The following is a 439-nucleotide window of genomic DNA, read 5'->3' on the forward strand; positions in this document are numbered from 1 at the left end:
GCCGGACCCGGCACCACCGCCCGGATGCGCGCCGCCGCGCTCCTCGCGGGCGCCGGGTCCGGCGTCCTCGGCGGCTACGACGACCTCGCGGGGTCCGGCGCGTCCCGCGGCTTCAAGGGCCACCTGACCGCGCTCGTCCGCGGCGAGGTCACCAGCGGCGCGGTGAAGATCCTCGGCATCGGCGCGACCGGGCTGGCCGCCGCCGCGGTCGCCGGGTCGTCCGCCCCGTCCCGGACCGGGCGCGCGTTCGACACCCTCGTCAACGGCGCGATCGTCGCCGGGTCCGCGAACCTGATGAACCTGTTCGACCTGCGTCCCGGGCGGGCGATCAAGGTCGGCCTGATCACCGGCGCCCCCCTCGCCCTGACCCGGTCGGGGTCCGCCGTCGTCGCGGCGCCGCTCGGCGCCGCCGCCGCGCTGCTGCCCGAGGACCTCGGGG

General features: G+C 79.0%; 1 pseudogene. It reads left to right on the forward strand.

Annotated features, from left to right (window positions below):
- Nucleotides 1-439, forward strand: a pseudogene (locus tag HUX53_RS00085) (hypothetical protein); the annotation flags it as partial.

This window comes from Actinomadura sp. BRA 177 (assembly GCF_013372625.1).
Lineage (GTDB): Bacteria > Actinomycetota > Actinomycetes > Streptosporangiales > Streptosporangiaceae > Spirillospora.